Genomic DNA, 27000 nt, shown 5'->3' with positions numbered 1-27000 from the left:
TCACTCTCCCTTGGTCGCATTGTCGGCTGATGCAGTTGCGGTATTTTTCTTTTCATCAACCTGAACGGTATCGATACCCATCGCGCCGGCCATCTGTTGGGCACGGCTGCGTAAACTTGGTGGCAGGCCTTCTTGCTTGGAAATTTGTGCAAAAATCGGACCTGCGAGATTGTCTTTACCCATTTTAACATAGGCCAAAGCCGTCAGTTCTCCCGCGCTGCCAAACCAGGCATGGCCTGGCGTCGAAAGAGGCTTTAACCGATCAACCACCGCTTGCGGTGCAAGCGTGTCAAATTCGGCACTTGTTTGCCGGATTAGCGCCAGATCGCGGAAAGTCTGGGGCAGACTGCTATCGCCTGCCACTTTTGCGTAGAGCGCAATAGCTTCTTTGGTTTTACCATCTTCGCCGAGCAGATTAGCTTCGACCAATTGCGCCATCGCACGGTAACCTGGCTGCTCCGCTTTTGCGAGCGTGGCGAGCTTGGCGCGCGCCTCTTTCTGCTGACCGGCACGCAGCTTGTCCATGGCATCGACAAACTCTTCGCTCTGCTTGTCTGCTGCGGCTTGCTGCTGGTTTTTGTAGATGATGTAGCCGCCAAAAGCGAGCAAAGCGGCAACCAATGCCGCAAGAAGCCAGCGGCCATAGCGTGTCCAAAAGTTTGAAAGATCGCTCGCGCGGACCGCATCGTCCACTTCGCGCAGAAACGCTTCGTCGCTTCCGGCGCGCTTATCTGTCGGTGTTAAAGCCAAAAGGGCCTCCGAAATTGGGTATTAACATTATAAGGGCGTGTGCCCGCTAGCGTCGTCCTTAGCGGGACTTATGCCGATAGGCCAGCCCTGCTTCAACCCGGCTGATATAGTTGATCAGGGCCCGGAAAGCTCCGGTCGCGGACACCATTTGCATATTCGCGGACGGCTTCCTCCACGGACATGCTCATATTGCCGAATTTTTTGACGAATTTGGGAACACGGTCGAACAAACCGAGCATATCTTCGGTAACCAGCACCTGGCCATCACATTGCGCCGATGCCCCGATCCCTATTGTCGGGCAGGCTATCTTGTTCGTGATCTCGATAGCGATCGGTTCCAATACGCCCTCAATTACCATGGAAAAGGCGCCGGCTTCGGACATAGCCACTGCATCTTCGACAATAGAAGCGGCCTCTTCCGGGCTTTTACCGCGAACACCATAACCACCAAGGATGTTAACGGCTTGCGGTGTTAAACCGACATGCGCCATGACCGGAATGCCGCGAGAGGTCAGAAACTCGACCGTCGGGGCGAGCACGCGTCCGCCTTCGATCTTAACGGCGGCGGCGCCTGTTTCTTTCAGCAAATGGGCAGCATTGGCAAAGGCCAGTTCGGGCGAAGCTTCATAAGACCCGAAGGGCATGTCGACGATTACCGCGGCATGGTAGCTGCCGCGAACTACTGCGGCGCCATGTGCTGCCATCATCTCCATCGTGACCGCGACGGTGTGTGGCAGACCGTAGATTACCTGCCCCAGCGAATCACCGACCAGCAACATGTCGCAATGCGGGTCCAGGAGCTGTGCCATCCGGACAGTATAGGCCGTCAGCATCACCAACGGTTCACCGCCCTTTCGCTGCCGGATCCTCGGCACTGTAAGCCGTTTCATCGGCTGGGGAGTGGGGTTGGCACGGCTGGTGGACGTGTCGAAAGTGAGCGTTTGGGGGCGAGTGGACATGGGGCGGGGGCTTAGCGGCTAAATTAACTGGACAAAAGCTTGAACCGAGTTTGTGTTATTGATGTTTGACTCCGTGTTAAAAATATATAACATTAAGTTCGAATCAGTTAACATCGAAAGTTCTCCACTATGTCCTTCCGCGAAAAAACCCACTGGGCCGCCTTCCTCGCCCTTGCCGCCGCCTTTGGCTGGTATTTCCTTGCCTACCCCTGGGCGATGGTCTCCACCGACGCCGGAGTCGCGGCCGTGGCGGCCATGCTGGTGCCGGTGACCATCATCATCATCGCCGTCCTTGCCGTGACCGCCGCCTTCTTCGCCATCCGCGCGCCCAAGGAAGCGCATCTGAAGGAAGACGAGCGCGAACGGAGCATCCATGTCCGCGGCACGCACCTTGCCTATTACCCGCTCGTCCTCGGCGCGTGGATCAACATGATCGCCATATTCTACCGGTTCAGTCCCGGCGTCTATCTCAACCTGCTGATGGCCACCGTCGTCATCGCCGAACTGGTCCGCGTCGGCTCGCAACTCTATTATTACCGCCGTGGATATTGAGCCATGGCCGAACTTCCCTTCACCAACGACATCCGCATGTTGCGCTTTTTAATGTGCGAAATGACGCAAGGCGAACTCGGCGACCGCGTCGGCGTCACACGGCAAACCATCGCCGCCATCGAGCAGGGCAAATATTCCCCCTCGCTGGAGGTCGCCTTCCGCATCGCCCATGTCTTCAACAGGCCGCTGGAAGAAGTCTTCCGCTGGCGGCAGGAAAAAGACTGACCCCCTAACACCTCACACCGCTTGTGCCGCGCAGCACCGAAGGCCTGAACAGCGCTCCACGGCTATCCTGTTCAGGCCTTCAATTTGACGCCTCGTAAATCTGGAGTTACGCGTAGGCCCCAAGGGAGGGAGCGTGGACAAAGCAGCACAACGCCCCGGTCTCGGGCTGATCGCCTTCATCGTCTTTATCGACATGGCGGGCATTGGCCTGATCATACCGGTCATGCCAAAGCTTGTGATGCACCTGAGCGGTGCCCAGGTTGACCGGGCGGCCGAAATCGGCGGCTGGCTGCTGTTTGCCTATGCCATCATGCAATTTGTCTTTTCCCCCATCATCGGCGGACTTTCCGACAGGTTGGGACGCAAACCCGTGCTCATATCGACATTGGCAGCCCTCGGGCTCGACTATGCGCTGATGGCCATGGCGCCCACGCTGGCGTGGCTGTTTGTCGGACGGGTGATTTCGGGCGTCATGGGGGCCACATGGGCCGCCGCCAACAGCTGCGTCGCCGATGTGATCGAACCGGAAAAGCGCGGTGCGGTCTACGGGTTGATGGGCGGCGCAGGTGCGGCGGGATTTGTCCTGGGTCCCGCGCTTGGCGGTGTGTTCGGCCTGTGGGGCGACAGGGTGCCCTTCATGGTTGCCAGCGTGCTGTGCCTGATCGCTGCCGCTTATGGAGCCTATGCGTTTCGCGAAACATTACCGCCCGAAAAGCGCCGTCGCTTCAGCTTGAAGCGGGCCAATCCCTTCGGCACGATGCAGCAGATGATGAAGGCACCGCTCGTCTTCGGCTGCCTCATCACCATTTTCTTCATGCAATTTGCCGCCCAGTCCAACTTCGCCGTCTGGAGCTATTATGGAACCCTGAAATTTGATTGGGGTCCGTTGACCATCGGGGCCACCGTCGCCCTGTTTGGAATATTGCTCGCGATTATCCAAGGGCTGCTGGTCGGAAAAGTCATCGCCCGCTTCGGTGCCGTCAAGACCGCTGGCTGGAGCCTGATGTTCGCGATTCCGAGCTATCTGGTCATCGGTTTTGCAGGCTCCACCGCGATTGCCATTGTCGGCCTGATCATCGGCTCGATCAGCGGGCTGACATTCCCGGCAATGCAGAGCCTGATGACCGAAAAAGTCGCCGAAGATGCCCAGGGCGAATTGCAAGGCGCCATCGGCAGCGTGGTCAGCCTGACCTCCATCATCGGCCCGCCAGCCATGACCGGCGTGTTCGGGGCCTATGCCGATTCAACCGGCCTCTATTTTCCCGGCGCGCCCTATATGTTGGCGGCCGCGCTGATGGCGGTTGCCGTGATGATCTTGTGGCGCACGATGCGGCTTTATGCCGTGCGCTAGTCTTTGGCGGCGGCCACAGCCTCGGCGACATTGTCGCTGAAAAATCCGTCTATGCCGGTTGCGAGATAGGCGCGGATCTCGCTTTCCACATCGCCCACGCCGCGCGGGTCGATGCCCGATTTGGCGCTCAAAGGCAGGAAATAATTTTCCCGGCGGAAGGTCCATGGGTGAACGGCAAGTCCGGCCCTGTGTGCGTCGCGGACCAGCATGGTCGGCTCGCCCAGATTGCCAAGCAAAGTGCGCGGAATCACCAGCGCCTTGTTCGGCCCCACACCATCGGCATAGGCCGCCACAGCCTTCAGCCCCTCGGCCGTCGCCATGTCGGGGTAGGTCAGATCGGGCCGGTCGGGCGGGCTGCCCTTTTCATCCATCAACTGGATCAGCCGTACCTTCGTTTTGGCCCGCAGTGCTTTCAGATTTTCAACCTCGAACGACTGGATGAACACCGGCGCGCTTCGCTCCACATGGCCATAGCGTTCGAGCAGGGCAAGCAACGGCGCCTCATGCGGCAGGCCGATGGACGCGAAATAGCTGGGATGCTTGGTTTCGGGATAAACGCCGATGGTCCGTCCGGTGCGGACACTCTCCGCCTTGGCGAGCTCCAATATCTCTTCAAAGGTCGGAATCTCAAACTGCCCGTCAAAGGCCATATTGGCCTTGCGCAGTTGCGGCAGCCGTTCCTTGGCGCGCAGGGTCTTGAGTTCGGCAAGCGTGAAATCTTCGGTGAACCAGCCGGTCATCGTCTGGCCGTCAATTGTTTTGCTCGTCTTGCGCGCGGCAAATTCGGGACGGGCGGACACATCGGTCGTCTCCGAAATCTCGTTTTCATGGCGGGCGACCAATATCCCGTCCTTGGTCAGGACAAGGTCGGGCTCGATAAAATCCGCCCCCTGTTCGATGGCGAGCGTATAGCTGCCCAGCGTATGCTCCGGCCGCTCCCCGCTCGCGCCGCGATGGGCGATTACCAGCACCGGACCGTCGAGTGGTTTTTCCATGGCTTTGCTCTCCGTAATCGAACAGGCGGACAAAAGGGCGGCACAGAGCATCGGGACAAGAAAGCGCATGCGCCGTTTATTGCGCGCCGCTGTGTCAGTGCGATGACAGCCGCCGTCCACCGGTTCAGAATTTCTCCGCATCATAGATTTCCGGTTTGAACCCGACCAGCAACGATGCCCCGCCCTCGACCACCGGACGCTTGATCATCGACGGATTGGCGAGCATCAGGGCGATGGCCTTTTGCTCGTCAATATCGGCCTTGTCCGCATCGGGCAGCTTCTTGAACGTGGTGCCGGCCTTGTTCAGCAATTTCTCCCACCCGACTTGGCGGGTCCACCGCTCCAGATCGGCGGCCTCAATGCCTGCCTTTTTATAATCATGAAAATGATACCCCACACCCCGCCCGTCGAGATAGGTGCGGGCCTTTTTGACCGTATCGCAATTGGGGATGCCATAGAGAGTGACTTTAGCCATTGATTTCTCGGTATATTTACAGGGGGCGTGCGCCATGCTGTTCCTGCATATTCCTTAGAGAGCCCAGATGACAGCATTTAATGCACGGTCGGGATTATCGGGTTCGCACGAAGACGCGAAGGGGTAGGGAAGGAGCGCAGAGGGGGAAAGAGAAAAGGAGCGACGCCACCTTAAACAGCACCGTCACCAACTCAAAAAGAACCGACACCCTGTTACCAAAACCCCGTCACCCTGAACTTGTTTCAGGGTCTTAGTTTTCAACGTCGCAGGACTAAGACCCTGAAACAAGTTCAGGGTGACGGTCAGGGATAAAATGTGATGTTCTTCTTACCTTATTCTTCGCGCCTTCGTGTCTTTGTGTGAGATTTCCCCTCTCCCCTTCAGGGGAGAGGATACGAAGCCTTGGCCGAAAGGCCTAGGCGCAGTTGGAGAGGGGCTCCAACGGTGAGGTTCGCGCCCGACCTCCCCCTCTCCACTTCGTCTAATGGCTAAAGCCATAAGACTACGTACCTCTCCCCTAAAGGGGAGAGGGGGAATATGTCTGTTAATGGAAATCCCAGATCGAAAGCGGACTTTCCGGATACGACAACATTGCGGACCGTCAGAACTTTCTATTTCCCGGATCAGCGACCAGTTGGTGTTCGTCCTGCCAAATTACCGACCCAGGGTCTCTTGTTGTCAGTATTTCAACGTGCAGGCCGCATTCCTCAACCGCCAATTTTAATTGATGCATTTGCTTGATGTGCTCAATGGCAGAGGGTTTGAACCACGATAGTCCGGACCGTCCTTGACCGCCCCAAGTCCTCTCAAAATGGCTAGGGACCTTGAGATTTTCCTTAAACCAAACATATGTCTCGTCAATTTGGCGCAAGGCCCATAATGGCGCAAAATCGCAGTCTTTTGCTTCATCCAATGCCTGAAAAACACCTAACCGTTGCCGCTGGCCCTCGACCGACCGAAAGCAGACAAAACGAATGTAGATGTGGTTCGGCGTGCTCATCGCGTTTGCCTAACGTCAAAGCGTGTTCAAAGCGAGCAATGTCCGCTTCCCACAACAAAGCTGCCATTAAGGCGACTATTTTACGCTTTCGATAGCTGCCGTTGGTTAATCATCTGAATGAAGGGCGGCTTTCCGACAAATTACGATAAAAGCGGACTATCAGGACACGACAACATTGCGGACATTGAATAAATCTGGAAAATAACTGCATGACCAAACACTGTTGTGAAATGATGCGCTCAAATGTCGAGAATATTTGCGACATGCATCCAGACCGATTTGATTGCCCTGACTGTCTCATCTATTATTCTGAAAATAGAGATAGCTATGGTCTTATCATCCATGACGGAGGCCACTCGGTCATCACAATTTCATACTGCCCTTGGTGCGCGACTAAGCTTCCAAACGGCTTGGACTGAGGGCAGCTTTCCACAACTTTCCGGTCATTGGGGCCATAATTATAAGCCTTCGTTATCTGCCGTTGGCTCATCGGGTGAACGAGGGGCCGCTTTGGGACAGTTTGCAATAAAAAGCTGCCTGTCGGGACACGACAACATTGCGGACAAGACCGCTGTGTGGCAGACTGGTCGAATGAGAACGACTGTTCCATCGGACTTCAGTCTGTCTTTCACCGGCGCTGAAGGCCCATATACCGTCCGCTTCCAACCCATCGACGAGTGGGACGGGATCATTAATGTGGCCATTGGCGGGTTCGAGATGCGGTGGAGCGTAGACCATGCCGACCGAGAGGAGGGAGGCGGTATCATACTTGGTGGCATGACGAGCGGCAGTGAGACGCTTTGGAATGATCAGTTCTGGTTTGAGCTTCGCCTCGACGACACTCCACCTGTCATTCGCTACTGGGGAGACAAAGTGGTCTGGCGTGAGGACCTCGCCATCTAACGCATATTTTTGTCCGCTTTCCACAACATTCCGGTCGTTCCCGATAGTTTTTGGGCATACTGAAACCTGCCATTCGGTAAGGCACCGGCTCACACTTGGTTCTTTGGCTTCCGCAGCGGAGCTGTAAATGCCCGTTAGTGCCAGAGAATTGGGTGGAAGAAAGAAGAGCAAAAAGAAAGAAGGGCCGGGTGCGGGTGGTGTGTCGGGCGGATTTCTTTTTTCCTTCTTCCCCTTTTTTCTTCTGACGAAAAAACCGGCACGACCTATCCCCAAACGCCGCGCCGATTTGTGAGCGGAACGGGTTAGGTTCGGACCCTGTTCCAGCCTTTCCGAATGCCGGAAATGGCCACCCTTACTCCGGCACGCTATAGTTGATTGCAATCTTGCCCGCCGCGGCGACGGCGATCGTGCGGGCTTTGTCAGTGTTGCCGTCGGTCACCCGTGCCAGCGTGACGCCCATGCGGCGGTAGGGGCGGGTGACCGGTTTGCTGAAGATGCGGGCGTCGACATGGGTGTCGGGGGTGGCCAGTGCTAGTGCTTCGGCAAGGCCGGTGATGCTGAAATCGCTGCAGTCGCGGTCGGCGAGGACGACGGCGCTGGCCGACGCGCCGAGCAGGGTGATCTCCGGAATCGGCAGGCCCAATATGGCGCGGATGTGCAGATCGAATTCGTTCAATGTCTGCGACACCAGCGTCACCATGCCGGTGTCGTGCGGCCGCGGGCTCAGTTCGGAGAAGATGACGCTGTCGCCCTTGACGAAAAATTCGACGCCGAACAGGCCATAGCCGCCCAGGGCATCGACGACCTTGGCCGCCATATCCTGCGCCGCCTGCAACGCCGCAGCGGACATGGCGGTGGGTTGCCAGCTTTCGCGATAGTCGCCGCGTTCCTGCCGGTGGCCGATGGGCGGGCAGAAATGGACGCCGTCGCGCGCGCGGATCGTCAGCAGGGTGATTTCATAATCGAAATCGATAAATTGTTCGGCAATCACGCGCAGCCGGTCGCCGCGCATGCCGGCGGCGGCATAGTCCCAGCTGGCGTCGATATCGGCTTCGCTGCGCATCGTGCTCTGGCCCTTGCCCGATGAGGACATGACGGGTTTGACGACAAGCGGCAGGCCCAGTTCGGCGACGGCGGCGTGCAGTTCCTCCCGGCTTTCGGCATAGAGGTATCGTGATGTGGTGAGGCCCAGTTCCGATGCGGCAAGGTCGCGGATGGCGTCGCGGTTCATCGTCAGCTGGGCGGCGCGGGCCGAGGGCACGACGGTGAAGCCCCTGCCTTCATAATCGGCCAGTATTTCGGTCCGGATCGCCTCGATTTCGGGAACGATGAAATCGGGCTGGTGCTTTTCAATCGCGGCGCCCAGCGCGGCGGCATCGAGCATGGAGAAGATTTCGCACTGGTCGGCAACCTGCATGGCGGGGGCCGCGGCATAGCTGTCGCAGGCGATGACATGGCAGCCAAGCCGTTTGGCGGCGATGACAAATTCGCGGCCCAGTTCGCCCGATCCGAGCAGCAGGATTTTTGCAGTTGGTGTCATTTATAATCCTCCCTCAGGTCGGCAGTCGGGCCACTGGTCGGTGTCATGGTCAGGATGCTGGTGGTTGCTGGCGCGGATTTCGCCGACATATTCCGCCATAGTGTCTTCGGTGCTGCCTTCGTCGGCCAGGGTGGACAGGTCGCCAAACCAGGGCATGCGCCCCTCCGCGCCGAACTGCACCTGCGGCGGGAAGGCGGCGGGGTTGTCGAGCGATCCGGTGGTGACGTTTAGATGCGCGCTCGACGCATAATCATAGAGCAGCGGCGTCCCGCAATCGCGGCAGAAACCGCGGGTGACAGGATCCGAGCTCTGGAAAAGGGCAGGCGTCCCGCGTGTCCAGGTAAAGGCATCGCGCGGGATACCGATCAGGGCGGCGAAGAAATTGCCCACCGCCTTCTGGCACATCCGGCAATGGCAGATGTGCGATGTGTCGAGCACGGCAGTCGCATGATAGCGCACCGCACCGCATTGGCATCCGCCGCTGATCTGTGTCGCAATTTGTTCCATGGGGCGATCTTGTCCTATTCCGCTGCAGGCGCAATATCGAAATGCATGACATCCTCGCGGATACCCAGCTTGGTATAGAGCGCGATGGCGGGATCATCCCCATAATCGGCCTGCACATAGATTACCCAGCTTCCGCACTTGCGCGCGATGTCCTTGAGCTGCGCGATCAGCGCCGTTGCAATGCCGCGCCGGCGGTGCGTCTCGGCGACGGCCAGATCGTAAATGTAGATTTCCGAACGCGCCTGTTCGAATTTGGGCAGCACATAGGCCACAAGGCCGCCGGTAATGGCCGCACCGTCGCGCGCCACCAAAATGATGCTGGCTGGATTTCCCAGCTGTTCCTGCAGATAGGCGTCCGACGGTGGGGTGGCCAGATAATTGTCGGGTTCCTCAAACGCCTCGGCAAAGAGCGCGTTCAGCGCACGCAGCGAGGCGATATCGTCGGGGCCAAGCCGTTCTATTCCCATTCGATCGTGCCCGGGGGCTTTGATGTATAGTCGTAGACGACGCGGTTGATGCCCTTGACCTCGTTGATGATGCGCGTGGACACGCGGCTCAAAAAGGCGCTGTCGAACGGGTATATGTCGGCGGTCATGCCGTCGGTGCTGGTGACGGCGCGCAGGGCGCAGACATTGTCATAGGTCCGCCCGTCGCCCATCACGCCGACGGTGCGGACGGGCAGCAATACGGCAAAGGCCTGCCAGATGGCGTCGTAGAGACCGGCGTTGCGGATTTCCTCGAGATAGACCGCGTCCGCCTTGCGCAGGATGTCGCAGCGTTCCTTGGTGACTTCGCCCGGTATGCGGATGGCAAGGCCGGGGCCGGGGAAGGGATGGCGGCCGACGAACAGGTCGTTGAGGCCGAGTTCGCGGCCCAGAGCGCGGACCTCGTCCTTGAACAGTTCGCGCAACGGTTCGACCAGCTTCATATTCATGCGCGCGGGCAGGCCGCCGACATTGTGGTGGCTCTTGATCGTAACCGAAGGCCCGCCGGTGAAGGATACGCTTTCGATCACATCGGGGTAGAGCGTGCCCTGCGCGAGGAAGTCTGCGCCGCCGATCTTCTTCGCTTCTTCCTCAAACACATTGATGAATTCCGCGCCGATGAACTTGCGCTTCTTCTCAGGGTCGGTGACGCCCGCAAGGCCCGCCATGAAGCGCGCCTCGGCATCGACTACGACGAGCGGGATATTATAGTGGTCACGGAACAGCGTTTCGACCTGTTCGCGTTCGTTCATGCGCAGCAGGCCGTGGTCGACAAAGACGCACGTAAGCTGGTCGCCGATCGCCTCGTGGATCAGGATCGCGGCGACAGAGGAATCAACGCCACCCGACAGGCCGCAAATGACGCGGCCGGAGCCGACCTGGGCGCGGATCTCGGCGATCTTGGTGGCGCGGAATTCGGCCATGGTCCAGTCGCCGGCAAGGCCGCAGACCTGATGCACGAAGTTGGAAATCAGCTTTGCGCCATCGGGGGTGTGCACGACTTCGGGGTGGAACTGGATGCCGTAATAGCGCCGTGCCTCGTCGGCGATAAAGGCATAGGGCGCGCCGTCGCTGGTGGCGACGACTTCGAAGCCGGGGGCAAGGCTTGTCACCTTGTCGCCATGGCTCATCCACACCTGATGCTTTTCGCCCTCGCCCCAAAGGCCGTCGAACAGGGTGCAGGGCTTTTCAACCTCGATAAAGGCGCGGCCGAATTCGCCGCCCTCGCCGCCCGTCACATGGCCGCCGAGCTGCATCATCATGGTCTGCTGGCCATAGCAGATGCCCAATATCGGAAGGCCGCTGTCAAAAACGCATTGCGGCGCGCGGGGGGAGCCCGCCTCGGTGGTGGAGGCAGGGCCGCCCGACAGGATGATGCCCTTGGGCTGCATACGGTCAAAAGCCGCCTGCGCCGCGTTGAAGGGGGCGATTTCGCTATAGACCCCGGCCTCGCGCACGCGGCGGGCTATGAGCTGGGTCACCTGCGACCCGAAATCGATGATGAGGATGGAATCTGATGGCTGAATCGACATGACCAGCCGATAGGCATAACCGCCGCCGCTGTCCATATCGGCGCAGCGGCGGCGGCAAACTATTTGCAGAGCCGTGCCTTGGCCGGATTTCCTAAATGCGCTTGCGGGGTTGGTTACGCCGCCCTTATGGTGCGCCTGTGAAAAAGCCCGACTCCCGCCGCCAGGAAATCATCCAGCGCCTTACCGAGCATGTCCTTGCCGAAGGGCTGTCGGCGGCGAGCCTGCGCCCGCTGGCCAAGGCGGCGGGGACGAGCGACCGGATGCTGCTCTATTATTTTGCCGACAAGGCGGAGATCATTACGGCCATATTGGAGGAAATCTCCGCCCGGCTGGTCACGAAATTGGGGGAACGGACCGCGTCGGTTCCCGTCCCTGTCGAAACGTTGCGCGCCAATCTGGCTGCCATGCTCTTTGTCGACGAATTATGGCCCTATATGCGGATCTGGCTGGAGGTTGCCTCGCGCGCCGCGATGGGCGACTCTTTTTTCCGCGCCGTGGGCGAACAGATTGGTCGCGGCTTTTACGAATGGGGCAAGGCGCAGCTTCTGTCCGAAAGCGAGGAGCAGCGCGACGTCGATGCGGCGCGTCTGCTCGTCACGATTGAAGGCATGCTTTTGCTGAAAAGCCTCGGCCTTGATGATATCAACGCCAGGGCGTTGTAAGGTCAGGCCGCAGCGCGGCGTTTGCCGAGCAGCATTTCCTTTACATCTCCGTTGGCCTGAAAGCTCGCCACCAGTAGATAGATGCTGAGATAAGGCGCGCCGCCTGCGAATACGCAAAAGCCGAGAGCAATGCCGGCAAGCGAGAAATGGTGCCGCCACATGATCCATGTCGCGCCGAGCGTCAGGAAAGCAAAAAAGTCCATGTTGAACTGGCCGGGCCATTCCATCTTGGCGATGTCGCCGAAGAAGATGGGCAACAGGTCCAGACCATGATCGGCAACGACGAAGACGGTATAGACACCGACAACCGTGATGATGGTCATAAGTAAAAGCCGAAACAGCGTCATTTTAGTGCTCCCTTGTTCATGAAAAAACCCAGCAGAATGGCGACACCAGCGCCCCACAATATGATGGCCGCGCAGTTGGTCACCTGCGGCAGATGCCCCCCATAAACCGCAGGGAACCAGGCAACGACGATACCGTCGATCAGCAACGCGGTCATAGTCGCTAAGGCAATGCCAATCCCCATCTGGTCGTCGCGCAGGCGCGCAATCCATCTGGTGAGAAAGACAAAGGGTAAGGTGCCGGGAATAACTAACGCATAGCTGACACCACGCATTGTCCCTTCAAGCGCGCCCATCGGGGCAATGATGCGTAAAAGCACAGCAGCCACGAACCAGAGAGCCGCACCGGTGGCAACCAGCAACAGCGTCTGGCGTTGGGTCAGTCCTATTCGATTGGTCTGGCTGTCATTCATACGAAGCATCCTTCCGCCGGTCGGATGCTGTCTAACAAAATGTAGCGACTGCTACAATACTAAATTACGCGGCCAGTTCGATCCATGTCGGCGCGTGGTCGCTCGCCTTTTCGCGGCCGCGATGGTCCTTATCCACGCCGCACGCGATCAGCCGGTCGGCCACGACCGGGCTGAGCAGCAGATGGTCGATCCGGAAACCATGGTCGCGTTGCCAGGCACCGGCCTGGAAATCCCAATAGGTCCACACACCCCCTTGCGGATAATGTGTGGCCAGCGCGTCCGTCCATCCTTCGGCGAGCAATGTGCGGTAGGCTGCAATGCTTTCCGGCTGGCGCAGGGCATCGTCCAGCATGGCGGAAGCCGACCAGATATCCTTGGGCGTCGGGATGACATTATAGTCGCCCGCCAGCACGGCCGGTATCTCCGCCGCCATCAACTCGGCTGCGCGCGCCCGCAGGCGCTGCATCCATTTCAGCTTGTAATCGAATTTGGGCCCCGGTTGCGGATTGCCATTGGGCAGATAGATGCTGGCGACGCGCAGCCCGAAAACATCAGCCTCCAGATATCGGGCATGTTCATCCTCGGGATCGCCGGGCAGTGCGCGCTGCGCCTCGACAGGCTTGGCGTTGCGGGCAAGGATGGCGACGCCGTTAAAGGATTTCTGCCCGTGCCAGATCGCACCATAGCCCGCGCGTTCAAATTCGCCGACCGGAAAGCCGTCGTCTTGCGATTTCACCTCTTGCAGGCAGGCAATGTCGGGTTTGGTTTCGTCCAGCCATTCCAGCAAACGCGGCAGCCGGGCCTTGACACCATTGATGTTGTAAGTCGCGATACGCATAGCCCGTTTTAGCGCAGTTGGTCCGAAGCGCCAGAGCACATCTGGGGTGATTGGAAATTTTGCATGCGGTTCTGTGCCGCAGCGGTGGTTTTATGCGTTCACGGCCTAGACCGAAAAGCTGGAACCGCATCCGCATCCGGCCTGCGCCTGCGGATTGGTGACCTGAAAAGATTTGCCGCCGAGCGATTCGACAAAGTCGATCGCCGAGCCGCGCACCAGATCCAGGCTGATGGGATCGACCACCAGTGATGCGCCGGTTCCGTCGGTCCGGATATCATCCGCCTCGACCGTTTCAGCAAGACCGAAGCGATATTGGAAGCCGGAGCAGCCGCCACCTTCCACCGACAGACGCAAAATGGGCGGTTTGCCGAGCTTGACGGCAATTTCGGCCACCCGGCGGGCGGCGTTATCGGTCATGGATATGGCAGGCGTTTCAGACATACACCCCATGTAGGCTGTGCCGCAGATAAAGAAAAGGGGCGGCAGAGTTTCCTTTGCCAGCCCCCAAATTTACACCCTCTCCCAAAGGTGATGCGTTTAGCCGGTAAGCTTACTCGTCTTCAGCTGGCCCGCCTATGGCGTTGCTATCAGTTGTTTTGCTGGCAAGCAAGATGTTTGATTTCGCCTGATCGACTGTCACAGGCGACAGGAAGGCGGTTGGATTGATGGCTTCGCCTGCGATACGCACTTCATAGTGCAGATGGCTGCCGGTGGAGCGACCCGTGGAGCCCATATAACCGAGGATGTCACCCTTGCGGATGCGCTGACCCGGCGTCACATTCATCGCCGACAAATGGCCGTAGCGGGTCTGAACGGCATTGCCGTGGTTGATTTCGACATATTTGCCATAGCCGCTCACCCACTGCGCACGACCGATGACGCCATCGGCGGTTGCATAAATGGGGGTGCCAACGGGACCGGGGATGTCGATGCCCTTGTGGTTACGGCTTGCGCCGCGTGTCGGAGCGTTCCGGTAACCGAAGCCGCTCGAAAATTTCATGACCTCGACAGGGTTGATCGAGGGAACGGCAACTTCGACCTTTGTCGAAGCGCCAACGATGCGGCCCCAGCTGTCGTTGAGGGCGCGGAATTCGGGATCGGATGTTCCAAGAGCGGTCTGGTTGGCTTTCAGATCTTCCGGCTTTACGCGGAAGGTATCAGAAGCGGCAGCCGAATTTGCGTAAGCGGGGGTCATTGCCGAAGCGGCGACCAGGATGCCAAGCGCGGAAACAACTTTGAAGGTCAGTGATTGGCTTTTGGCCAAAGCGCTGCGAACCATAGTGTTTTAGTACCTTATGTTGCGACCCGCGCTTTTGCGCAGCCCCGAAGTTTCACCAAGGCAGTTTTTCTGCCCACCCCTTATGTGAAGGATTGGTGACGGAGAGTTCCGGGCAATGCAACCTATGCATAATAATCGCGGGATAAACCGGCGCTCAAACGCGCTGAGTCGTTGAACGGGGGCTTAACGGACCCCCGAAAGTGACGGTTTACCAGCAATTTCCAGTAATCTTTCGGTAAGATTCTGTGCTCGGAACAACCCGTCTCAAACCATTTTGTTCCGGCAAAAACGTGGGAAATCTCGTCATTATAGATGCGATTCAGGATTTTTGCGGACACCGAATCACCTGCCGATTCGAACCGGGTGATGGTCACCGGCGTTACATCGAGGCCCCGTGCTTCCAATACCATCGGTACGACGGCGAGCCGTGCAAGAACGTCGTGGCGCGTCTCGTACGCCGATTCCCACAGGCCGTCATGTGCGGGATGCGCGCCATAATGGCTGCCCAATTGCCGCAGCCGCCGGTCGAGCAGCACAAAATGCATGGCCTCGTCCGCGCCGACCTTCATCCAGTCATCGGCAAAGGCGGCAGGGAATTGGTCGCCAAAACGGCCGACCAGATCGAAGGCCAGATCAATCGCGACAAATTCGATATGCGCCAGCGCGTGCAACAGCGCGATGCGGTTGGCCTCGGTTCCGCCCTTGCGCCTTTTGGGCATCATGCCGGGCGCGAGAAGCTGCGGATGTTCGGGGCGTGCCGGGGTGTCCGGCATCGGCACATCAAAGCTGTGCGCCAGCCGCCCCAGCCGCCACTGCCGCGCCGCCGCCCGCGCCGCCATGACCTTGGCATAAGGGTCGGCGGTCAGCAGAACGGATTGGCAGGCCTGGCCCAGTGTTACAGGGTTGGCGATTGGTGCGTTCACCCAAGCGCCTTTGCCGCGGCCAGCACTTCGGCGGCGTGATCCTTGACCTTCACCTTGCGCCAGACCTGTTTCACCTTGCCGTCCTTGCCGACAAGATAGGTCGACCGGTCAATGCCCATATAGCTTTTGCCGTACATCGACTTTTCGACCCATGCGCCCATCTTTTCGGTCGCGTCGCTGGCCTCGTCCGACAGCAGCCTGACATTCAGGCCATATTTGGCGGCGAATTTGGCAAGCTTTGCCGGCTTGTCCTTGGACATGCCATAGACAGGGCAGCCCAGTGCCGCAAATTCGGATGCCAGCGCGGTAAAGTCCTTCGCCTCGTTCGTGCATCCCGGCGTATCGGCCTTGGGATAGAAATAGAGCACGAAAGGCCCTTTCAGTGCCGCAAGGTTCAGCGCGGCGCCTTCGCTGTCCAGCACCGTCACATCGGGAAGGGTGTCGTTTACATCGGTCATTTTCGGTTATCCTTCAAAAATCGCGTGGGCCAAATAGGCGCTCCCACTCAGCGATGACAATCCCGCGATAATCCCTAATTGCAGACGTCAGCGCGTCCCAGTCCGCATAGCCCAGGCTTTTGGCGATCAGCATCTGTGCCGCGGGCGGCGGGGTGTTGCAATCGGGGGCAATCAGCCGGACCATCACCAGCAAACGCCCCAGCAACCCGTAGGCATCGGCAAATTCCGGCGGCAGATGTCCGCCGGTCACCAGCATCCGGATCGCCGGGCCCAGTTGCGGCACCAGACCTTCGTGCCGGGTCAGTTGCACGATGTGGATGATGAATTCCATGTCGACCAGACCGCCCGGCTGCAGCTTCACATCCAGATCGCCCTTGGGCGGCTTGTGCGCGGCCATGTCACGGCGCATGCCAGCAATGTCGCCAAGGATTTTCGCATTGTCGCGCGATGTGCGCAGGACGCCGTCGATGATGGCACCCACCTCGGCGCGGGCGGCATCCGACCCGAACAGCACGCGCGCGCGGGTCAGGGCCATATGCTCCCAATCCCAAGCATTTTCGCGCTGATATTGGGCAAAGCTCTTGACCGTTGCGCACAGCAAGCCATCGGCGCCCGAGGGCCTGAGGCGCGTGTCGACTTCGTACAGAGCACCCGATGCGGTCGGCACGCTCAACGATGCGATCACGCGCTGGGCAAGACGGTTATAATATTGGGTGGCCCCCAACGGGCGCGGGCCGTCGGATTCGGCGAGATGGTCGCCGGTGAACAGTAGGATGAGGTCAAGGTCCGACGCATGGGTCAGCGCCTCGCCGCCCAGACGCCCGAGCGCGAGGATGACCAGTTCGCTGTCCGGAACCTTGCCATGCGCCTTTTCAAACTCAGCCACGGTGGCGGTGGTCAGGGTCTGTAACGCCGCCTCGGCCAGATGGGCGTAGCTGCGCGCGATTTCGAGGGCATCGTTGCGCCCCTCGATCAGCTGCACACCCAGCGCGAACCGCTTTTCGCCCACATAATCGCGCACGATATCCAGCGTGGACTGATAGTCCGCCGCGCCAATCCGCCGCTGCATCGCGGCGAGAAGGTCGGGGACGTCGCCCGGCAGATCCATGGCGCTGGTGTCGATCAGGGCGTCGAGATAGCGGCTCTGCCGGCCGAGGTCGTCGGCGAGTGTGGGGGCGTAGCTCAATATATCGGCAACCAGTTGCAGCAGCCCCGGCCGTGCCTCCAGCAGGCGGAACACATTGATCGCGCTCGGCATCGCCTCGATCATATTGTCGAAGCGGGCGATGGCCCGGTCGGAATCGGGCGCGGTGGCCAGCGCCTTCAGCAAGGCAGGCAGCACCGCCTCGAACGCGTCGCGGGCCGACGGGCTGCGGATGGCGCGGATATTGCCGCTGCGCCAGCGGGCCATGCGCTGCATCACCGCCGCCGGGTCGGCATAGCCCAGATCGCTGAGCTGTTCCTCCAGCGGCAGACCGTCTTCGGCCATGCGCGGGCCGTCGCTGCCGCTGGCGTCCACCATCCGGTCGTAGATTGCGGCAACCGATGTCGCGATGGGCCGGATAAGCGCGATGAGCGCGTCGGCGTCGGCCAACCCGTGCAGCCGCGCGACGGCATCGGCGGTTTCGGGATTGTCGGGAATGCTGTGCGTTTGCCGGTCGCTGTGCATTTGCAGGCGGTGTTCGACCGTCCGCAACTGTTCATAGGCGGCGTCCAGGGCTTCGGCCTCCTCCGCCTTGATCCAGCCGGCAGCCGCCAGCGCGGCCAGAGCCTCGCGCGTGTCGGGATTGCGCAGCGCGACGTCGCGGCCACCGTGGATCAACTGGTGCGCTTGCGCGAAAAATTCGCATTCTCTTATGCCGCCATGGCCACGTTTCAGGTCATAGCCGAGGCCGATTTTCTGCCCCTTGGCATAATGGTCGCGGATCTGCGCCGTCATTGCTGTGATGTTTTTAAGCTGCCCGAAATCAAGCGATTTGCGCCAGATGAACGGCTGTATGGCGCTGAGGAAATAATCGCCGAGCGCCCGGTCCCCGGCACAGACGCGCGACCGGATGAAGGCCGCCTGCTCCCATGCGAGCGCGCTTGATTCATAATAGCTGATCGCGGCCTCGACCGGCAGGACGATGGGGCTGACCTCGGGCGAGGGGCGCAGGCGCATGTCGACCCGGAAGACATAGCCATCGGCATCGAGCGCCGACAGCAATTCGATGACGCGCCGCCCGTAGCGGACGGCAGCTTCGGCAACATCATCCCGTTCGCGGTGCGGCAGCGTGCGGGGGTCAAAGAGGAAAATCGGATCTATGTCGGAGGAATAGTTAAGCTCCCGCCCGCCATGTTTGCCGAGCGCGATGACGGCAAAACCCTGATTGGGGGCGCCGGGAACGCGTTCCTCAATGGCCGCCGCGATCGCCTCGTCCAGCGCATGGTCGGCAAAATCCGAAAGGATGCGGGTGACGCGGGTCAGGTCCCAGATGCCGGCCAGATCGGCCAGCGCCGTGACCAGCGCGACGCCCTGCCGTTGTTGCCGCAGGGTCGCGCCCACACTCTCCGACTGGCGCGCCAGTGCGCTGTGCAGCGCGGCATCCAGATCGCCCGCCTCGATCAGCGCCATCAGGTCGGCATTGCGTTCCATCAGCCCCGAAAGAAAGGGGCTGTTCGCCGATGCGCGGTCGATGGCGTTGCGAAGCGCGGTCATGAGCCCAGATAGTCCCGCCGGAAATCGGAGGCAAAGGCCGCAAAACGGTCTTCGGCAATGGCGCCGCGCATATCGGCCATCAGCATCTGGTAATAATGCAGATTATGCTGCGTCATCAGCATCGCGCCCAATATCTCGCCCGACCGGATCAGATGGTGCACATAGGCCCGTGTCCATGTGGCACAGACAGGGCAGGTGCAACGGTCGTCAATCGGGCCCTGGTCCTCGGCAAATTTGGCATTGCGGATGTTGATGGGTCCGGAATGGGTGAAGGCCTGTCCATTGCGTCCGCTGCGGGTCGGCAGGACGCAGTCGAACATGTCGATTCCCCGCTCGACCGCGCCGACCAGATCGTCGGGCTTTCCCACCCCCATCAGATAGCGTGGCCGGTCGGCGGGCAACTGGTCCGGCGCATAGTCGAGGCAGGCGAACATCGCCTCCTGCCCTTCGCCCACGGCAAGGCCGCCCACGGCATAGCCGTCAAAACCGATATCGATCAGCGCATCGGCCGACCGCTTGCGCAATTCCTCGTCGAGGGAGCCTTGCTGGATACCGAACAGGGCGGCCACCCCGGCATGCTCGCCCCCTGCATCAAAGGCATCGCGCGACCGCTTTGCCCAGCGCATCGACAATTCCATGGACTTGATCGCCTCGTCGCGGCTGACACCATTGGCGGGGCATTCGTCAAAGGCCATGACGATGTCGGAACCCAGAAGGCGCTGGATTTCCATCGACCGTTCGGGCGACAGCATATGCTTCGACCCGTCGAGATGGCTCGAAAAGGCAACGCCTTCTTCGGTTATCTTGCGCAAGGCCGACAGGCTCATCACCTGATAGCCGCCGCTGTCGGTCAGGATCGGCCGGTCCCAGCCGGAAAATTTATGCAGCCCGCCCAGCCGCGCCACGCGCTCGGCCCCCGGGCGCAGCATCAGATGATAGGTGTTGCCCAGAATGATGTCGGCCCCGGTTGCGCGCACTTCGGCAGGGCGCATGGCCTTGACCGTTGCGGCGGTGCCCACGGGCATGAAGGCGGGCGTGCGGATTTCGCCCCGCATCATCTGGATGGTGCCGGTGCGGGCCTTGCCGCTGGTGGCGGAAATCGAAAACTGGAATCGGCTTTTCATCGCCGTCGCTTTAGCAGGGTTGGTTGCAGAGGGAAGGGCGTGCGGCGCCACCGGTCCGCCGCAGAGATATTTATATTAGACCTTTTCCCGCCAACATTGCTTCTCCATATAGGGGGCATGACTTATACCGATCCCCGTTCCTATCTGTATCAACCCGGCCTGCTCGACCCCGATGCGGCCCAGCGTTTGACGCGCGAGGCGCTCAAGGCCTGCGATGACGGGGAGCTCTATCTGCAATATAGCGCCACTGAAAGCTTCGGCTTTGACGATGGCCGGCTGAAAATGGCGGATTATTCGACCGGATCGGGCTTCGGCCTGCGCGGTGTTTCGGGCGAGATGACAGGGTTCAGCCACGCCAATGATATGAGCGAGGCCGCCATCCGCCGTGCGGGCGAAACGCTGAAGCTGCTCGACCCGGCCAAGGACCAGCCCGCGCCCCCGCCGCGCCGGAATAACCGGCATCTTTATACCGATGGCAATCCGCTGGAACTGGTACCCTTCGCGCAGAAGGTCGCGCTGTGCCAGAAAATCGATGCCGCCGCCCGCGCCCGCGATCCGCGTGTCGCACAGGTCAGCGTCAGCCTGTCGGGCAGCTGGACCGTCGTGGAAATCGTGCGCGCCGACGGGTTCGTCGCCACCGATGTGCGCCCTCTGGTGCGTCTGAACGTTTCCATCGTCGCGCAGGACGGCGACCGGCGCGAAAGCGGCAATTACGGTTTTGGCGGTCGCTATCTGTACGACAAGCTGTTCGAAGACCATGAATGGGAACATGCCATTGACGAGGCGCTGGCCCAGGCACTTACCAATTTGCGCTCGGTCGCGGCCCCTGCGGGCGAGATGACCGTCCTGCTCGGGCCGGGCTGGCCGGGCGTCCTGCTGCATGAGGCGGTGGGCCATGGGCTGGAAGGCGATTTCAACCGTAAAGGCTCATCGGTCTTTTCGGGCAAGATCGGCCAGCGTGTGGCGGCCCCCGGCGTAACCGTGGTTGATGATGGCACGATGCTGAACCGGCGCGGATCGCTGTCGATTGACGATGAAGGCACGCCGACACAGGAAAATGTCCTGATCGAGGATGGCATATTGCGCGCCTATATGCAGGACCGTATGAACGCGCGTCTTATGGGTGTGGAGCCGACGGGCAATGGCCGCCGGGAAAGCTATGCCCATGCGCCGATGCCGCGCATGACCAATACCTTCATGCGGGGCGGAAATGATGATCCCGCCGAACTGCTGAGCCGCGTCAAAAACGGCATTTTCGCCAAAAGCTTCGGCGGCGGGCAGGTCGATATCGTGTCGGGCAAATTCGTGTTCAGTTGCACCGAGGCCTATCTGGTCAAGGACGGCAAACTGGGTGATCCCATCAAGGGCGCGACATTGATTGGCGACGGTTTTACCGCACTCAACAATGTGACCGGCATCGGCAACGACATGGCGCTGGACGAAGGTGTCGGCATCTGCGGCAAGGCGGGCCAAAGCGTTCCCGCAGGCGTCGGGCAGCCCACGACGCTGGTCAGCGCGCTGACCGTCGGAGGCACGGCGGGGTAAGAGGCTTGCTTCGTTTTCCGACAGGCATATAGTTAACCCGTAACGAGAATCGGGTCGCATGTTTGACCGGGCTAACAGGTCCGGAAACCCAGGAGTGGAAACATGCGTTCAATTTCAGGATATCTTTCGTGTGCGGCCGCAACGGCCTTGTTGGTGACTGTTCCCGGCTCGGCCCAGAAAACAACCGGCCCCAAGGCTCAGTACAGCATGGACGTCTCGACCATGTCCGGCATGGGCATGGGCGCAATGATGGGCGGCGGGCTTGGCGGAATGTTCGGCGGTGGCGGCGACAGTTATATGCTGGAGCTTAAACTGACCTCCGCGACGCCTTCGCCGCAGCAGCCCGAAAAGGCGGACCATTTTTTCCAGCCCAGCGCCAAATTGGGCAAGTCCGTCCCGTTGATCGGCGACGCGCCGGGCAAGCCATCCAAACCCGACCGGGATTATGACCCGCGCGGCATGGAAAAGCCCAAGGGACGCCTTCTGATGTTCTGGGGCTGTTACACCAAGGCGCCCAAGGGGCAGCCCTTCATTATCGATTTTGCCAAAATGCCCACCGCGCAGATGCCGGCAAATATGCCTGCCCAGATGCGCGGCATGCAGGCGGCAGCAATGGCGCGCGATGCCAATGCCGCATGGTGGCCCAACGGGCAGAGCGGCAAGCAACCCAAGTCCGGTTCGTCGCTGCGCGGTGAGCACCGGGTGGCGAGCGCCTACACACCGGAAATCAAATTTGCGGTGATGAACGACTATATGGCCGCGCTGAACGTCAATCCATCCGAGCAACTGGGCGCGATCCTTTTGAAATGGAGCAGCGTGCCCACCGCAACGGGATATGTCGCCTGGGCCATGGGCGGAATGGAGCGTGCGGGGCAGGGTGGTGATCTGGTGATGTGGACCTCGGCCAGCAGCAGGGACAATGGTGTCGGTATGGACTGGCTTGCACCGGCGGAGGTGCAAAGGCAGATTGCGGCCAAAAATGTCATGCCACCCACCCAGACCACCTGTTCCATCCCTGCCGAGGCGAAGGCCGCCGCGGGCGGCATGATGTTCGGCAGCATGAATGCCTTTGGTCCGGAGGAAAATTTCTCCTTCCCGCCCAAACCCGCCGATCCCAAGGCCGTCTGGAATATCGACTGGACCGCCAAGGTCCGTTTTCGTTCCTCTGCCAGCTTCATGACCGGCATGGGCGCCATGGGAAGTGCCGCCGGACAGGATGGTGCGCCCGCGCGCAAGCCCAAGGCGTGCAAGGGGCCGCTTGGCATTCCGATCCCCGGTTCGTCCTGTTAGGTCCTGAGCCCGGGTTGCGCTGCACCGGTAATTGCGTCACAACAGGTGCATGGCAGATTTTACCGAAACGCTGACGGACAAACATGTCGAGATGATCGGCAAGCAACCCATTTTCTTCACCGCGACGGCGGCTGCGGACGGACGGATCAACCTGTCGCCCAAGGGGTATGACAGTTTCCGGGTGCTGTCGCCATCGCGTGTCGCCTATCTGGATCTGGGTGGTTCGGGCAATGAAACCCACGCGCATCTGGCGGCGGATGGACGCATCACCATCATGTTCTGCGATTTCGACCGCCCGGCATTGATCCTGCGGATTTACGGGCGCGGTCGTCCGGTCCTGCCGCAGGATGACGAATGGGACGCGCTCGCTGCGCATTTCACTATCCTGCCCGGCACGCGGCAGATTTTTGTGATCGAGGTCGAAAGTGTTCAGGGCAGTTGCGGCTGGGGCGTGCCCTTCATGACGCTGGACCGCGAACGCGACACGCTGACCAAATATCATGCGCAGGCCGATCCCGAAGCGTGGCTGACGAAAACCAAGGGCCGGACGAAAAGCATTGACGGCCTGCCGACCCGACCAACCGACCGCTATTTCGGACCGGCCTAATCCGACACATGTCGCTTGTCGAACTGGCCCGGTACCCCAATGGCGTAGAAGCCGAAATTGCCCGCACCCTGCTTGAATCGCACGGATTGCTTGCGGTGACCTTCGATTCCGGAATGAATATCGCCGACAGCGCAGCTTTTGCCATCCCCGTCCGTCTTATGGTGTTGGACGAAGAACGGGACGAGGCCGAAATGATATTACGCGAACTGGGCGGCGTATGAGCCACAATGTAAAGGTCGCTTCCTATAATATACGCAAGGCGGTCGGTCTCGACCAGCGGCGCAATCCGGACCGTATCGTCCGTGTGCTCAAGGAAATCGATGCCGATATCATCGCCCTTCAAGAGGTGGACCGCCGTTTCGGCGCGCGGGTCAGCGCATTGCCGCTGGCGATGTTGGAGGCGGAGACACCCTGGATGCCTGTTCCGCTGCACTTCCGCCCGGCGGCGATCGGCTGGCACGGCAATGCGATATTGGTGCGCAAGGGCATTGAGGTGCGCCATGCCGAACCTATCGAGATGCCGACGCTGGAACCGCGGGGCGCGGTGATGGCCGAGCTGTCGGTGGCGGGCCATGCGCTGCGCGTCATTGGCGTGCATCTCGATCTGTCGGGGCTATGGCGGCGCAAGCAGGTCCGCGCGCTGCTCGCGGCGATTGATGCCTGCCCGCGGCTGATGCCCACGGTCATGATGGGGGATTTCAACCAATGGTCGGACAGCGGGGCGTTGAGCGAGCTTGCCTTCCACCACCACCGGCTGGTCCAGACACCCAAAAGCTTTCACACCGCGCGGCCGGTGGCGCGGCTGGACCGTATCATCGTCAGCCATGAAGTCCGTGTGACCGCCGCTGATTGCCATGTTTCGCCCCTGTCGAAACAGGCGTCGGACCATCTGCCTATTTGGGCGGCAATCGACATCGGCTAGTATTGCACAATATTTAGGCAGTATGAAATCACTGCCCAATAATTAAGCAATTGTTAAGGGGTCGGGGGGAGCCTTCGGCCCGGGTCCGGACCCAAAATGCACGGATTCCGTGACTCTGCGATTCTGGCACACCGTTTGCATATTGCACTGCACAACCAACGGGGGTGTGCATGAAATATATTATTGCAGTGATAAAGCCGCACAAGCTTGACCCGGTCCGCGAGGCGCTGACGGCGCTGGGCGTGTCGGGCATGACAGTGACCGAGGTCAAAGGCTTCGGCCGTCAAAAGGGCCAGACCGAAATCTACCGCGGCGCAGAATATGAGACCAACATGGTGCCCAAGGTGAAGATCGAGATTGCCTGTGCAACCGATCAGGCGCCCGCGGTTATCGAAGCCATCCAGCATGCCGCCGAAACCGGCGCAATCGGCGATGGCAAGATTTTCGAATTCGAACTCGCCGGTGCGTTACGCATCCGGACCGGTGACACCAACGAAACCGCGCTCTGACGCGACAATATCAAGCTAGGGGAACCATAAAATGTCCAAAACACTGAAATTCATAGGTGCGGCAGGGGCGACATTGTTCGCCGCCCTGCCCGCCTTTGCACAGGAGGCTGCCGAAGCAGTAGCCGATGGTGCCGCGGCAGCGACTGCCGCTGTGGCCGAAGGTCCCATCAAGGCTCCTACAGTCGAGCAGATGGCGACGATGGTCGACAAGGGCGACACCACCTGGATGCTGATCAGCTCGGCCCTGGTGTTGCTGATGTCCATTCCGGCACTTGCCCTCTTCTATGGCGGCCTTGTCCGTACCAAGAATATGCTGAGCCTGCTGATGCAGGTGTTCATGATCGTTTCGGTCGCGGCGCTTGTCTGGGTCAGCTATGGCTACAGCCTTGCCTTCACCAGCGGCGGCCCGTTCATCGGCGGTCTGTCCAAGGCGTTCCTCGCCGGTGTGGATGCAACAACATTGGCCGCTACCTTCAGCAACAATGTCTACATCCCGGAATATGCCTTTGTGGTGTTCCAGATGACCTTTGCGTGCATTACGCCCGCGCTGATCGTCGGGGCCTTTGCGGAGCGTATCAAGTTCACCCCGCTGATGATCTTCACGGTGCTGTGGCTGACCTTCGCCTATTTCCCGATCGCGCATATGGTATGGTATTGGGCCGGCCCGGACTTCCTGGTTGACGCACCGACCGACTATGGCCTCCTCTGGGGCATGGGCGCTCTCGACTTTGCAGGCGGCACGGTTGTCCACATCAACGCCGGTATCGCTGGCCTCGTCGGATGCCTTATCGTCGGCAAGCGCGTCGGCTTTGGCAAGGAAGCGACACCGCCGCACAGCCTGACCATGACCATGATCGGCGCCTCGCTTCTGTGGGTGGGCTGGTTCGGTTTCAACGCCGGTTCCAACCTTGAAGCCAATGGCCTGGCGGCACTCGCCTTCATCAACACCTTTGTTGCCACGGCGGCTGCTGCGGTTGCATGGTGCATCATTGAACAGCTGCACCACGGCAAGCCTTCGCTTCTTGGCGCGGTGACGGGTGCGGTTGCCGGTCTGGTTGCGATTACACCGGCCAGCGGTTTTGCGGCACCTATGACGTCGATCCTCCTCGGCTTCGTCGCATCGGCCGTCTGCTACCTGTTCGTCGCAGTGGTGAAGAACAAGCTGAAATATGACGACACGCTCGACGTCTTTGGCGTGCACGGCATTGGCGGTATCGTCGGCGCAATCGGCACCGGCATCGTCGCCGACCCGGCGCTGGGTGGTCAGGGCTTCTTCGACTACACCGTATTCCCGGCTGTTCCCGGCACCTACGACATGGCCGCGCAGGTCATTACGCAGATCAAGGCTGTGGGCATCACCGTGGCATGGACCGCTATTGTTTCGGCAGTGCTGTTCTACGGTCTGAAGTTCACCACCGGCCTGCGTCCGACCGAAGAGGCGGAGCGCGAAGGTCTGGACCTCTCCAGCCATGGGGAACGCGCCTACAATTATTGAGTTTCAAAGCTTGGCGGCGGGGCGTTCTCTCCTCTCCTTTTACGCCCCGCCTCCTCAAGATGTTCCTCCCGCGAACATCCAACTTACGGCCCGGACCAGATGGTTCGGGCCATTTTTATTTTGCGCAAGGAAAGGTAGATTGCGGGCAACAAAAAAGGCGGCCGAAAGGGCCGCCTTTTCTATGCGATGCCGCTGTGTTCAGGCGACCTTGGATTCGTTGCCAAGGATCAGCGGGTCGGCGACTTTGCTGATGTCGACCGTGGTGCGGCTGATGCTGGGTGCACCGCCGGAGGATTTGTGCCGGAACTTGCCCTCGATCTGGCCACCGGGTGCGATGGTCAGGTTGGTGTAGACGACATCGCCGGTAATGCGGGCGGTCGATTCAATCACGAGGTCATTGGCCTCGATCGATCCTTCGACGCTGCCCGAGAGGCGCGCGGATTCGGCGATGACTTTGCCGGCGATGATGCTGCCTTCACCCTGGACAAGATTGCCGCAGGTCACATCGCCCTGAATCTTGCCGTCGATATGCAGATCGACGCGGGCATTCAGGTTGCCGACGATTTCGACGTCGGACGCGATGATGGAAAAAGTGTGACCACTATTGTTACGCACGCTG

At 60.1% G+C, this 27000-nt stretch carries 32 protein-coding genes; 13 read left to right on the top strand and 19 right to left on the bottom strand.

The annotated features are described in order from the left end of the window. Both FOM92_RS11330 and panB read right to left on the bottom strand, forming a co-directional pair. On the bottom strand, positions 1-750 hold the full coding sequence (locus FOM92_RS11330) for a tetratricopeptide repeat protein (protein WP_246087269.1): 750 nt from the start codon (positions 748-750) through the stop codon (positions 1-3). A 92-nt stretch (positions 751-842) separates the two neighbouring features. Then, the gene (gene panB, locus FOM92_RS11325) at positions 843-1709 is read right to left on the bottom strand and encodes a 3-methyl-2-oxobutanoate hydroxymethyltransferase (RefSeq protein WP_143776976.1); all 867 of its coding nucleotides are present in this window, start codon (positions 1707-1709) and stop codon (positions 843-845) included. A 129-nt stretch (positions 1710-1838) separates the two neighbouring features. On the opposite strand from panB, the gene FOM92_RS11320 reads away from it, so the two are divergent. From FOM92_RS11320 to FOM92_RS11310, 3 genes are all read left to right on the top strand, one after another. Then, the gene (locus tag FOM92_RS11320) at positions 1839-2261 is read left to right on the top strand and encodes a hypothetical protein (protein WP_143776975.1); all 423 of its coding nucleotides are present in this window, start codon (positions 1839-1841) and stop codon (positions 2259-2261) included. Positions 2262-2264: 3 nt separating this feature from the next. Further along, positions 2265-2486, top strand: a complete 222-nt coding sequence (locus tag FOM92_RS11315) for a helix-turn-helix transcriptional regulator (RefSeq protein WP_143776974.1) — start codon at positions 2265-2267, stop codon at positions 2484-2486. A 133-nt stretch (positions 2487-2619) separates the two neighbouring features. Next, positions 2620-3837: an MFS transporter gene (locus tag FOM92_RS11310; RefSeq protein WP_143776973.1), complete on the top strand. Its 1218-nt coding sequence runs from the start codon at positions 2620-2622 to the stop codon at positions 3835-3837. On the opposite strand, the gene FOM92_RS11305 is transcribed toward FOM92_RS11310, so the two are convergent. From FOM92_RS11305 to FOM92_RS11295, 3 genes are all read right to left on the bottom strand, one after another. Continuing rightward, positions 3834-4832 (bottom strand): glycerophosphodiester phosphodiesterase, encoded by a 999-nt coding sequence (locus FOM92_RS11305; protein ID WP_246087268.1) that lies wholly within the window; start codon positions 4830-4832, stop codon positions 3834-3836. The two genes, FOM92_RS11310 and FOM92_RS11305, sit on opposite strands and share 4 nt — an antisense overlap. A 124-nt stretch (positions 4833-4956) precedes the next feature. Then, on the bottom strand, positions 4957-5307 hold the full coding sequence (locus tag FOM92_RS11300; RefSeq protein ID WP_143776972.1) for an arsenate reductase: 351 nt from the start codon (positions 5305-5307) through the stop codon (positions 4957-4959). 601 nt (positions 5308-5908) lie between these two features. Then, a complete protein-coding gene (locus FOM92_RS11295; RefSeq protein ID WP_143776971.1) occupies positions 5909-6307 on the bottom strand; it encodes a hypothetical protein in 399 nt (132 codons plus the stop codon). 209 nt (positions 6308-6516) lie between these two features. On the opposite strand from FOM92_RS11295, the gene FOM92_RS16255 reads away from it, so the two are divergent. Together FOM92_RS16255 and FOM92_RS11285 are read left to right on the top strand one after the other, a co-directional pair. Then, entirely contained in the window at positions 6517-6726 is a 210-nt protein-coding gene (locus FOM92_RS16255; protein ID WP_143776970.1) for a DUF6980 family protein, read from the top strand. A gap of 172 nt (positions 6727-6898) precedes the next feature. Continuing rightward, the gene (locus FOM92_RS11285; RefSeq protein ID WP_143776969.1) at positions 6899-7210 is read left to right on the top strand and encodes a hypothetical protein; all 312 of its coding nucleotides are present in this window, start codon (positions 6899-6901) and stop codon (positions 7208-7210) included. Between the two features lie 352 nt (positions 7211-7562). Here the strand turns inward: FOM92_RS11285 and purT are convergent, their stop codons facing one another. The 4 genes from purT to guaA are packed head-to-tail and all read right to left on the bottom strand — an operon-like array spanning position 7563 to position 11274. Next, a complete protein-coding gene (gene purT, locus FOM92_RS11280) occupies positions 7563-8750 on the bottom strand; it encodes a formate-dependent phosphoribosylglycinamide formyltransferase (protein ID WP_143776968.1) in 1188 nt (395 codons plus the stop codon). Beyond that, entirely contained in the window at positions 8751-9257 is a 507-nt protein-coding gene (locus tag FOM92_RS11275; protein ID WP_143776967.1) for a GFA family protein, read from the bottom strand. A 14-nt stretch (positions 9258-9271) separates the two neighbouring features. Further along, the gene (locus tag FOM92_RS11270) at positions 9272-9724 is read right to left on the bottom strand and encodes an AAC(3)-I family aminoglycoside N-acetyltransferase (protein WP_143776966.1); all 453 of its coding nucleotides are present in this window, start codon (positions 9722-9724) and stop codon (positions 9272-9274) included. Then, positions 9715-11274 (bottom strand): glutamine-hydrolyzing GMP synthase, encoded by a 1560-nt coding sequence (guaA, locus tag FOM92_RS11265; RefSeq protein ID WP_143777818.1) that lies wholly within the window; start codon positions 11272-11274, stop codon positions 9715-9717. Before guaA ends, FOM92_RS11270 begins: the two co-directional genes overlap by 10 nt. A gap of 137 nt (positions 11275-11411) precedes the next feature. Between guaA and FOM92_RS11260 the strand changes: the two genes are divergently transcribed. Then, the gene (locus tag FOM92_RS11260) at positions 11412-11936 is read left to right on the top strand and encodes a TetR/AcrR family transcriptional regulator (RefSeq protein ID WP_170226869.1); all 525 of its coding nucleotides are present in this window, start codon (positions 11412-11414) and stop codon (positions 11934-11936) included. Positions 11937-11938: 2 nt separating this feature from the next. Here FOM92_RS11260 and FOM92_RS11255 read toward each other — a convergent pair whose 3' ends face one another. The 9 genes from FOM92_RS11255 to tgt all read right to left on the bottom strand — a co-directional run bounded on the left by FOM92_RS11255 (position 11939) and on the right by tgt (position 20013). Continuing rightward, a complete protein-coding gene (locus tag FOM92_RS11255) occupies positions 11939-12283 on the bottom strand; it encodes a hypothetical protein (protein ID WP_143776964.1) in 345 nt (114 codons plus the stop codon). Then, positions 12280-12693 (bottom strand): hypothetical protein, encoded by a 414-nt coding sequence (locus FOM92_RS11250; protein WP_143776963.1) that lies wholly within the window; start codon positions 12691-12693, stop codon positions 12280-12282. Before FOM92_RS11250 ends, FOM92_RS11255 begins: the two co-directional genes overlap by 4 nt. Positions 12694-12757: 64 nt before the next feature. Further along, positions 12758-13531 (bottom strand): exodeoxyribonuclease III, encoded by a 774-nt coding sequence (xth, locus tag FOM92_RS11245; RefSeq protein WP_143776962.1) that lies wholly within the window; start codon positions 13529-13531, stop codon positions 12758-12760. 105 nt (positions 13532-13636) lie between these two features. Continuing rightward, the gene (locus FOM92_RS11240) at positions 13637-13972 is read right to left on the bottom strand and encodes a HesB/IscA family protein (RefSeq protein WP_211347397.1); all 336 of its coding nucleotides are present in this window, start codon (positions 13970-13972) and stop codon (positions 13637-13639) included. 109 nt (positions 13973-14081) lie between these two features. Further along, on the bottom strand, positions 14082-14810 hold the full coding sequence (locus tag FOM92_RS11235; RefSeq protein ID WP_143776960.1) for a M23 family metallopeptidase: 729 nt from the start codon (positions 14808-14810) through the stop codon (positions 14082-14084). A 122-nt stretch (positions 14811-14932) separates the two neighbouring features. Continuing rightward, entirely contained in the window at positions 14933-15733 is an 801-nt protein-coding gene (locus FOM92_RS11230; protein WP_425473384.1) for a ferritin-like domain-containing protein, read from the bottom strand. Further along, on the bottom strand, positions 15730-16191 hold the full coding sequence (locus FOM92_RS11225; RefSeq protein WP_143776959.1) for a peroxiredoxin: 462 nt from the start codon (positions 16189-16191) through the stop codon (positions 15730-15732). The genes FOM92_RS11230 and FOM92_RS11225 overlap by 4 nt, the downstream gene beginning before the upstream one ends. Positions 16192-16204: 13 nt before the next feature. Then, on the bottom strand, positions 16205-18889 hold the full coding sequence (locus FOM92_RS11220; RefSeq protein ID WP_143776958.1) for a bifunctional [glutamine synthetase] adenylyltransferase/[glutamine synthetase]-adenylyl-L-tyrosine phosphorylase: 2685 nt from the start codon (positions 18887-18889) through the stop codon (positions 16205-16207). After that, positions 18886-20013, bottom strand: coding sequence for a tRNA guanosine(34) transglycosylase Tgt (gene tgt, locus FOM92_RS11215; RefSeq protein ID WP_143776957.1), 1128 nt, complete (start codon positions 20011-20013; stop codon positions 18886-18888). The genes FOM92_RS11220 and tgt overlap by 4 nt, the downstream gene beginning before the upstream one ends. A gap of 117 nt (positions 20014-20130) precedes the next feature. Here tgt and tldD point away from each other — a divergent pair, with 117 nt between their 5' ends. The 7 genes from tldD to FOM92_RS11180 all read left to right on the top strand — a co-directional run bounded on the left by tldD (position 20131) and on the right by FOM92_RS11180 (position 26381). Then, the gene (gene tldD / locus FOM92_RS11210; protein WP_143776956.1) at positions 20131-21558 is read left to right on the top strand and encodes a metalloprotease TldD; all 1428 of its coding nucleotides are present in this window, start codon (positions 20131-20133) and stop codon (positions 21556-21558) included. 102 nt (positions 21559-21660) lie between these two features. Continuing rightward, the gene (locus FOM92_RS11205; RefSeq protein ID WP_143776955.1) at positions 21661-22848 is read left to right on the top strand and encodes a hypothetical protein; all 1188 of its coding nucleotides are present in this window, start codon (positions 21661-21663) and stop codon (positions 22846-22848) included. Positions 22849-22897: 49 nt separating this feature from the next. Continuing rightward, positions 22898-23455 carry a pyridoxamine 5'-phosphate oxidase family protein gene (locus FOM92_RS11200; RefSeq protein WP_143776954.1) on the top strand — a complete coding sequence of 186 codons (558 nt, stop codon included), beginning with the start codon at positions 22898-22900 and terminating at the stop codon, positions 23453-23455. An 8-nt stretch (positions 23456-23463) separates the two neighbouring features. Further along, complete coding sequence (locus FOM92_RS11195; RefSeq protein ID WP_143776953.1) at positions 23464-23676, top strand: putative signal transducing protein; 213 nt, start codon at positions 23464-23466, stop codon at positions 23674-23676. Further along, positions 23673-24377: an endonuclease/exonuclease/phosphatase family protein gene (locus FOM92_RS11190; RefSeq protein ID WP_143776952.1), complete on the top strand. Its 705-nt coding sequence runs from the start codon at positions 23673-23675 to the stop codon at positions 24375-24377. Before FOM92_RS11195 ends, FOM92_RS11190 begins: the two co-directional genes overlap by 4 nt. 170 nt (positions 24378-24547) lie before the next feature. Further along, on the top strand, positions 24548-24886 hold the full coding sequence (locus FOM92_RS11185) for a P-II family nitrogen regulator (RefSeq protein WP_143776951.1): 339 nt from the start codon (positions 24548-24550) through the stop codon (positions 24884-24886). A 31-nt stretch (positions 24887-24917) separates the two neighbouring features. After that, positions 24918-26381: an ammonium transporter gene (locus tag FOM92_RS11180; RefSeq protein WP_143776950.1), complete on the top strand. Its 1464-nt coding sequence runs from the start codon at positions 24918-24920 to the stop codon at positions 26379-26381. 198 nt (positions 26382-26579) lie between these two features. On the opposite strand, the gene FOM92_RS11175 is transcribed toward FOM92_RS11180, so the two are convergent. Next, the gene (locus FOM92_RS11175) at positions 26580-26996 is read right to left on the bottom strand and encodes a bactofilin family protein (RefSeq protein ID WP_246087267.1); all 417 of its coding nucleotides are present in this window, start codon (positions 26994-26996) and stop codon (positions 26580-26582) included. Positions 26997-27000 lie beyond the last annotated feature (4 nt).

The organism is Sphingorhabdus contaminans (assembly GCF_007280415.1).
GTDB lineage: Bacteria > Pseudomonadota > Alphaproteobacteria > Sphingomonadales > Sphingomonadaceae > Sphingorhabdus_B > Sphingorhabdus_B contaminans.
This window is presented reverse-complemented; position numbering and strand designations above follow the sequence as displayed.